Genomic DNA, 7265 nt, shown 5'->3' with positions numbered 1-7265 from the left:
GCGGTGGCCGTTCTTGACGCGGTAGCCCTTGCGGCGCTTCTTCTTGAACACGATGACCTTGTCGCCCTTGACGTGTCCGAGCACGTCGGCCGAGACCGAGGCGCCGCTGACGGTGGGCGCTCCGACGAAGACGCCGTCGTCTCCGGAGACCAACAGGACCTTGTCGAACGTGAGGGTGTCGCCGGCTTCGGCCTTGAGGCGGGGGACGTACAAGCGCTGTCCTTCGACGGCCTTGAACTGTTTTCCGCCGATCTCGACGATTGCGTACATGGGGGTGCGGGCTTGGTGAACCCTCAGGAGACGGCAGAGGTGCGGCCGCCCGAGGAGCGCAGAGCTGAGTCGGAGAAACTACAGGCCCGTCCTCGAGGTGGAATGGGGAATTTGTCGAAGAAGAGGGGAGACTCGCTTCGCTCGCGGAGTTGGGGATGAAGGATTGGGTTGGCCGAACGCGCCCTCGAGGTCGTGAGCGGTTTTCCGTCCTCGACGGCGACATCGCCTCCAAGGTCGATTCCGCGACCCGAGGTCTGGCCGCACGCATCTTCCCAAACACCTAACCCCTAACCTCGTGACTGGCATCTTCGGCGGCTCGTTCAATCCCCCCCACGTCGGCCATCTCGCCGTGGCCGAGGCGTGCCGGGAGGCCGGTGGCTTGGAACGAGTGCTGTGGATGCCGGCCTCGACGCCTCCGCACAAGCGGGACGATCCAGACATGGCGCCGGCCTCGACGCGTCTCGAGATGGTGAAAGCCGCTATTGCAACGAACGACCGCTTCGAGGTCTCCGCCCTCGAGGTCGAGCGCCGCGGCGTCAGCTACACCGTCGACACCGTCCGCGCCCTCGAGAGCCGTCAGGCCGGCGCAGCCAACGACCAGCCCGCGCTCATCATCGGCGGCGACAGCCTGGCAGGGTTCGAGCGTTGGCGCGAGCCGCGAGAGATCGTGGCACGGGCTCGGCTGGTCGTGTACCGACGCCCTGGCGACGGCGTCGACCTCGGGGCGCTACCCCACTGGCTACGCGACGTGGTGACGACCGTGGAGGGACCCGGCCTCGAGGTCTCGAGCACGGAGGTCCGAGCCCGCATCGCAGCCGGGAGGACGGTGCGCTACCTCGTGCCCGATCCCGTCCTCGAGGTCGTCCGCGCCAACGGGCTGTATAGAGAAGGGATCGAGGGTGCCCAGGTGCCGTAGGACCCGGACCCATCCTCTGTGACCGTGCCTCTCTCGCTCGAAGAAAAAGCCGCCGGCCTCCTGATCGTCCGCCTCGGCAACAACCTGCCGCCCGCCGTCACTGCGAGCGAACAGGAGGACGAGGTCGCCGCGCTCTTGGACCGATACGCCATCGGCGGGCTGATCCTGTTCAACGGACAATGGCCGGCCACGCGCGACACGTTGACGCGGCTCCAGATGCGATCCGACCGCGGGCTGATCGTGACGACGGATATGGAGCGCGGGTTCGGCCAGCAGGTCATCGGCGGGACGGTCTACCCGCACGCTGAGGCCTTCTCCCATGCCGGAGACGCCGACACCGTCCGTGAGTTCGCTCGCCAGGCCAGCTTGGAGGCGCTCGCTTGTGGCATCCACGTCACCTACTCGCCCGTCGCCGACGTCGACCGGAACCCGGACAACCCGATCATCGGCGCGCGCGCCTTCTCGCCCTACCCGGCGCGGGCGGCCGAGTTGACCGCCGCCTTCATCGAGGGCGTGCACGACGCCGGCCAGTTCGCGACCGCGAAGCACTTTCCCGGCCACGGTGGGACCGTTGGGGACTCCCACTCCGAGATCCCCGTCCTCGAGGACGACCTCGAGACGCTTCGGGCGACCGACTTCGTCCCGTTCCGGGCCGCCATCGAGGCCGGCGTGGACCTGATGATGACGGCCCACGTCGTGTACCCCGCCCTCGATCCCGACCTGCCGGCGACACGTTCGCCCAAGATTTTGACCGGGCTGCTCCGAGAGCAGATGGGCTTCCAGGGGGTCGTCGTCACCGACAGCCTGCAGATGGCCGGTGCCAAGGTCGAGGGCCGGACCGAAGGCGAGGTCGCCGCAGAACTCCTCGCGTCGGGCGTCGACCTGTTCGTGGACGCCGTCGATCCCGTGGGTGTGATCCAGGGGCTCGTCCGCGCCGTCGAGGACGGAACGCTCGACGAGTCGCTCTTGGACGCCGCGCTCGCCCGCGCCGACAAGCTCCGAGACACGTTCCGCACGCGCTTCGGCAACGACGCCTTCCGCAAGGCGCCCGTCTCGTCGGACGTCGTCGGCGACCCGGCCCACCACGACCTGTCTCGCCGCGTGGCGACGGACGCCCTCGAGGTCGCCCGCGGTCCGCTGCCGGACTATGGCGACGGGACCGGGACGATGGTGGTCTTGGTCAAGCCGGCCCCTCGTCCCAACGAGCCCCAGCGGATGCCGATGGGGGAGGCCGTCGCCCGGTTGCTGCCCAACGCCGTTTACCGCGAGCTCGAGCCGACCCACGAGGACCAAGACGACGTGTTCGACGAGATCCGCATCCTGGCCGGCGACGCCAAAGAGTTGGTGATCGCGACCGTGGCCCGTCCCGCGGCCTGGAGCACGTTCGGGCTCGCCGCCCGTGAGCGCCGGTTCGCGACGCGATTGATGGAGGCGCACCCGACCACGTTGGTCGTCCTGGGAGACCAGCGCGGCTTGCGAGGCTACGACGCCTGCGACGCCGCGCTCGTCACCTACTCCGATGTGGCGGCCTCCCAGGTCGCCGCCGTCGAGTACCTGGCAGGGAAGCGCTGATCCGTCCTCGATGGCGGACTCCAAGTCTGCGACATCGAGGCCGAGCCCCAGCCTGGTCGTCCTCGAGGACGGTGCACAAAAGACTGCGCGTCGAGTCGGCACAGACGCCCCGCGGGGCGTCTCTACGTCTTGCGCGACCTCGAGACTGTGGGCAGTTTTCCAACACAGGGGCGCTCCCCCTTGGGGCCTCGAGGCCGCGCCGGCACCGTCCAAACCCCAACCCCTAAACCCCAACCCCCATGGCCCGAATGCCCTCGACGATGCTCGACCTCGGGACGTCGCTCCCCGACTTCGACCTTCCCGCCGCCAACCCCGACGTGATGGGCGACCGCGTGTCGCGCGCCGACCTCGAGGGCGCTCCACTCGTCGTCGTGTTTACGTGCAACCATTGCCCGTACGCCGTCCACGTCGAGCCCCGCTTGATCGAGCAGTCACACGAATGGATTGAAAAGGGCGTGAACGTGGTCGCGATCTCATCGAACGACGCCGACGCGTATCCGAAGGACTCGTTCGATGAGATGGCGGAGAGGGCAGCGCGTCTCGGCTACCCGTTCCCATACCTCTACGACGAGCCTCAAGACGTCGCTCGTGCGTTCGACGCCGCGTGCACGCCGGACTTTTACCTGTTTGACGCCGACGGTGCACTGGTCTACCGAGGGCGTATCGATGACAGCCGACCCGGCCGTCCCACCTCGGGTGCCGTGCCCGTCACCACGTCCGACCTCGATGACGCCGTCACGGAGTTGTTGGAGACGGGCGGCGTGACGGTTGAGCAACTCCCGTCGATCGGCTGCAACATCAAATGGAAGCCGACCGCGTGAACCTCCCCACAGAGCGACTCGTTCTGGCCTTCGGCACCGCGATCGCGGCCGCGGCGTACGTCTACTGGACGGTGCGGTCGCTGCAACTCGGGCTGGGCTGGACCTCCACGGCCTCGATCCGGGCCGGCGTCGTGCTCGCCGCGTTCGTCGTGCTCGCCTTTGTCTTGCGCTTTGCCGCCCACACCAACCGCCCCCCCGACCCATGACTGGACAACCCGCCCGCTGGATCACCGCGCTCGTCGCCGCCCTCTCTGCCGGTCTGGTCGCCGCGATCGTCACCCCTCGCTTCGGTGACGAGGGCGAGGTCAACTGGCTCATCACGCTCGTGGTGGCGGTTGCCGCCGGCGCGGTCTTTCTGATCGCCGGCCGCAGAAAGGTCGACGACGGTGCCCACGTCCGTGACGACGCGCTCGACCGCTAGCTCGAACTTGTATCTTTCGGAAGCCCTTCCAGACACTCTATTCCCATGACGAATCCAGCCCCCGAAGCGCCCGTCTCCGCCTACGAGAAGGAGCGCTCTGACGGTGGCGAGGTCGATCCCCGCTGCGTCCCCCAGACTCTCGACGGCGACCCGCCCACCGGCGCCGAGATCGAGTACCCCGACTACTCCCAGCAAGACCAGGACAACTGGCGGTTCCTGTTCGAGCGTCAGATGGACATGCTCCCCGGCCGCGCCGGCGCCGCCTACCTCAAGGGCGTCGAGACGTTGGGCATGACGCCTGAGCGGATCCCCGCGCTCGCCGACTTGTCGTCCACGCTCGAGCGGACGACCGGCTGGAAGGTGACTCGGATTCCGGGTCTGCTCCACGAGCGCGACTTCTTTACGCTGTTGTCCGAGCGCCGCTTTCCCTCAACGGACTACATCCGCGGGTCCGACGAGCTCGACTACACGCCGGCCCCGGACCTCTTCCACGACATCTTCGGCCACATGCCGATGCTAACCGAGCCGGACTTTGCCGACTTCTACCAGCTGTTCGGGATGGCCGCGCTCAACGCTGAGGGCGTCGACCGACAGAGCCTGGAGCGGTTGCACTGGTTCGCAGTCGAGTTCGGTCTGATCCGGGACCCGGAGGAGATCCGGATCTTCGGGGCGGGTGTGAACTCGTCGAAGGACGAGGTGCTCCACGCGCTCGAGCAGGCCGAGCAGCGGCCGTTCTCGGTCGACGCCGTGATCAACCAGGACTACGAGGTGTGGCACCTCCAGCCGGTCCTGTTCGTGGCCGAGTCGTTTGACCAACTCGTGACCGAGTTCCGGACCTGGGCCGTCTCGCGCGACCTGCTCCCGGCCGATGCCTAGCGACGCTGGTTCGTCCTCGAGGCCGGGCGGCAGCCTCGAGAGCCGCGAGGCCGGCGCAGCCAACGAGTCTCGCGACCTCGAGGTCGAACGGTTAACGGCGACGGTCCGAGGCCGCGTCCAGGGCGTCGGCTTCCGGCGCTACGTGCGCGGGTGGGGGCGCAAGCTCGGTCTCGCCGGCTGGGTCCGCAACGAGCCCGATGGCACGGTCGTCCTCGAGGCCGAGGGGCCAGCGCCCTCCCTCGACCGCTTGACCCGTCTCTTGTGGGGCGGCCCACCGACCTCGAGGGTGGACGCCGTCGAGGTCGAGCGGCGAGAGGCCGTCGGAGTGCCGGATCCGTTCGAGGTTCGTCACTGAGGTGTTGGAGCGCGGGTTGCTGACGCTCGTCCCCGAGGTCGGATCAGCCCGCTCGGCGCATGATGGCTTGGGCCGTCTTGATGGTGACGCTCGGCGGCACGAACCGCGTCGCCGCGGTCTGGACCTTGTTCCACAGCCCCGGCACGACCCGGCGTCGTCCTCGCGCCAACGCTTTGAGACCGTCTCGTGCGACGGCTTGGGCAGGGAGGCCGCTCGTAAAGAAGCCCTCACCCACGCCCGCTCGGTTCCCGAACTCCGTCGCCACGGGGCCGGGGCACAGGCATGTGCAGTGGACACCCGACCCGTCCAACTCGGCCCACAGCGCCTCGCTGAACGACTGTACGTAGGCCTTGGTCGCGGAGTAGACCGCGAACTGGGGCGCCGGCGTGAACGCCGCGATGCTCGCCACGTTGAGGACGCCGCCTCGTCCTCGATCCACCATGCCAGGCAGCAGAAGCCGTGTCAAGACCGTGAGCGCCAGCACGTTGAGCGTCACCATTCCCTCGAGCGCGTCGGGCTTGGCCTCGAGGACGGGGCCGCGGATCCCGAACCCGGCGTTGTTGACCAGCACGTCCACGGCCTCGTCGGCCCCATGGACGCGGTCGACCAACTTCTGAGCGGCGCCGGGCGGCTCGAGATCGGCCTCGAGGACGACCGCTTCTCCGCCGGCTGCACGCACGTCGCGGGCCACGGCCTCGAGGGCGGCCTCTCGCCGAGCGACCAGCAGGACACGGGCGCCCCGCGTCCCGAGGTGGCGGGCCATCGCGGCGCCGATGCCGGACGAGGCGCCGGTGACGAGGACCGTTCGGCCGGCGTAGAAAGAGTCAGGCATGGGGTCGTGTGGGGTCGTGTATCCTACGACCACCCGCACGCCAGACCATGACCCGCCGCGCCTTGCTCGATGACGCCGTCGATCAGCTGACGGCAGCCGGGGTCGAAGGCCCGCGCCGCTCGGCGGAGTGGATCATCGAGGACGCGACCGGGGCCACGCGGGCCGAGATCTACGCCCGGCCGGACGTCGTCGTGGAGCCGGCCGAGGCGGCCTTGGTGGCCCGCTACGTCACGCGACGGGCGACGGGCGAGCCGGTGCAGTACGTCTTGGGGCACACCAACTTCTACGGCCTCCACATCTCGCTCACGCCGGACGTCTTGATTCCGCGTCCCGAGACCGAGGAGGTCGTCGAGCGAGCGCTCCGACACGTGGGCGAGGCGCCGTGGGTCCTGGACATCGGGACGGGTAGCGGCGCCATCGCGCTCGCCCTCAAGCACGCCCGCCCGGCGGCTGAGGTCTTCGCCGTCGACGTGTCGGCTGCCGCCCTCGAGGTCGCGTCCGGCAACGCACAGCATCTCGGCCTCGAGGTCACCTTCGTCAGAGCGGACGCGCTCCGGCCCTCGTTCGCCGATGAGGTCCCGCCCACGTTCGACCTGATCGTCTCGAACCCGCCGTACGTGCCGGAAGCCGAGAAGGCGGATCTCCAACTCGAGGTCGGGCACGAGCCCGATACCGCCCTGTTCGTCTCTGATTCCGATCCGCTCGTGTTCTACCGTGCCTTGGCAGGTCACGCGTCGCGCCTGCTGCGCCCCGGTGGCTGGGTCGTCGCAGAGACCCACGCGGACCACGGTCAGGCCGTCGGCGCGTTGTGGCGGGCCGCGGGACTCGTCGAGGTCGAGGTCCACGCGGATCTCTCCGGCCGGGACCGGATCGCCATCGGACGCCGCGCCGACTGACTCGTTGGCGGCGCCGGCCTCGCGGCTCTTGAGGTCGCGTCCTCGAGGGCGTCGCCTTAGAACGACCGGTGGGTGACGCCGCCGTCGGTCTCGCCGACGAGCACGTCGGTCGCGAGTCCCACGAAGATGCCGTGGCCCAGGACGCCGGGAATCGCGTCGATCTCAGCACACACTTCTTCGGCGTCCCCGATGCCGGCAAACTGGGCGTCCAGGATCCAGAGCCCTTGGTCGGTCACGACCGGCCCATCCTTTCTCTGACCGATGCGGAGCTCGGGCTCGGCCCCCAGCCCGCGGAGGGCGCGCGCG

11 protein-coding genes are annotated in these 7265 nt (G+C 68.9%); 8 read left to right on the top strand and 3 right to left on the bottom strand.

Translation table 11 applies throughout. From position 1 onward, the window contains the following. On the bottom strand, window positions 1-270 hold a 270-nt coding region (gene rplU, locus WBA11_RS11510; protein WP_424520826.1), incomplete at its 3' end, for a 50S ribosomal protein L21. A 295-nt stretch (window positions 271-565) separates the two neighbouring features. On the opposite strand from rplU, the gene nadD reads away from it, so the two are divergent. The 7 genes from nadD (at window position 566) to WBA11_RS11475 (ending at window position 5231) form a co-directional block, all read left to right on the top strand. Next, window positions 566-1186 (top strand): nicotinate-nucleotide adenylyltransferase, encoded by a 621-nt coding sequence (nadD, locus tag WBA11_RS11505; RefSeq protein ID WP_424520825.1) that lies wholly within the window; start codon window positions 566-568, stop codon window positions 1184-1186. 24 nt (window positions 1187-1210) lie between these two features. Further along, complete coding sequence (locus WBA11_RS11500) at window positions 1211-2758, top strand: glycoside hydrolase family 3 protein (RefSeq protein ID WP_424520824.1); 1548 nt, start codon at window positions 1211-1213, stop codon at window positions 2756-2758. A 239-nt stretch (window positions 2759-2997) separates the two neighbouring features. Continuing rightward, entirely contained in the window at window positions 2998-3579 is a 582-nt protein-coding gene (locus WBA11_RS11495; protein WP_424520823.1) for a thioredoxin family protein, read from the top strand. Next, window positions 3576-3785 carry a hypothetical protein gene (locus WBA11_RS11490; RefSeq protein ID WP_424520822.1) on the top strand — a complete coding sequence of 70 codons (210 nt, stop codon included), beginning with the start codon at window positions 3576-3578 and terminating at the stop codon, window positions 3783-3785. The genes WBA11_RS11495 and WBA11_RS11490 overlap by 4 nt, the downstream gene beginning before the upstream one ends. Beyond that, complete coding sequence (locus WBA11_RS11485; protein WP_424520821.1) at window positions 3782-4000, top strand: hypothetical protein; 219 nt, start codon at window positions 3782-3784, stop codon at window positions 3998-4000. The genes WBA11_RS11490 and WBA11_RS11485 overlap by 4 nt, the downstream gene beginning before the upstream one ends. Window positions 4001-4045: 45 nt before the next feature. Beyond that, complete coding sequence (locus tag WBA11_RS11480) at window positions 4046-4876, top strand: phenylalanine 4-monooxygenase (RefSeq protein WP_424520820.1); 831 nt, start codon at window positions 4046-4048, stop codon at window positions 4874-4876. Then, window positions 4869-5231 (top strand): acylphosphatase, encoded by a 363-nt coding sequence (locus WBA11_RS11475; RefSeq protein WP_424520819.1) that lies wholly within the window; start codon window positions 4869-4871, stop codon window positions 5229-5231. The genes WBA11_RS11480 and WBA11_RS11475 overlap by 8 nt, the downstream gene beginning before the upstream one ends. A 43-nt stretch (window positions 5232-5274) precedes the next feature. Here WBA11_RS11475 and WBA11_RS11470 read toward each other — a convergent pair whose 3' ends face one another. After that, window positions 5275-6063 carry an SDR family NAD(P)-dependent oxidoreductase gene (locus WBA11_RS11470; RefSeq protein WP_424520818.1) on the bottom strand — a complete coding sequence of 263 codons (789 nt, stop codon included), beginning with the start codon at window positions 6061-6063 and terminating at the stop codon, window positions 5275-5277. 47 nt (window positions 6064-6110) lie between these two features. On the opposite strand from WBA11_RS11470, the gene prmC reads away from it, so the two are divergent. Further along, window positions 6111-6959: a peptide chain release factor N(5)-glutamine methyltransferase gene (prmC, locus tag WBA11_RS11465; RefSeq protein WP_424520817.1), complete on the top strand. Its 849-nt coding sequence runs from the start codon at window positions 6111-6113 to the stop codon at window positions 6957-6959. A gap of 56 nt (window positions 6960-7015) precedes the next feature. On the opposite strand, the gene WBA11_RS11460 is transcribed toward prmC, so the two are convergent. After that, the coding region (locus WBA11_RS11460; RefSeq protein ID WP_424520816.1) for a ribose-5-phosphate isomerase A at window positions 7016-7265 on the bottom strand (250 nt) is incomplete at its 5' end.

Source organism: Rubrivirga sp. (assembly GCF_049648075.1).
In the GTDB taxonomy this organism is placed as follows: Bacteria; Bacteroidota; Rhodothermia; order Rhodothermales; family Rubricoccaceae; genus Rubrivirga.
This window is presented reverse-complemented; position numbering and strand designations above follow the sequence as displayed.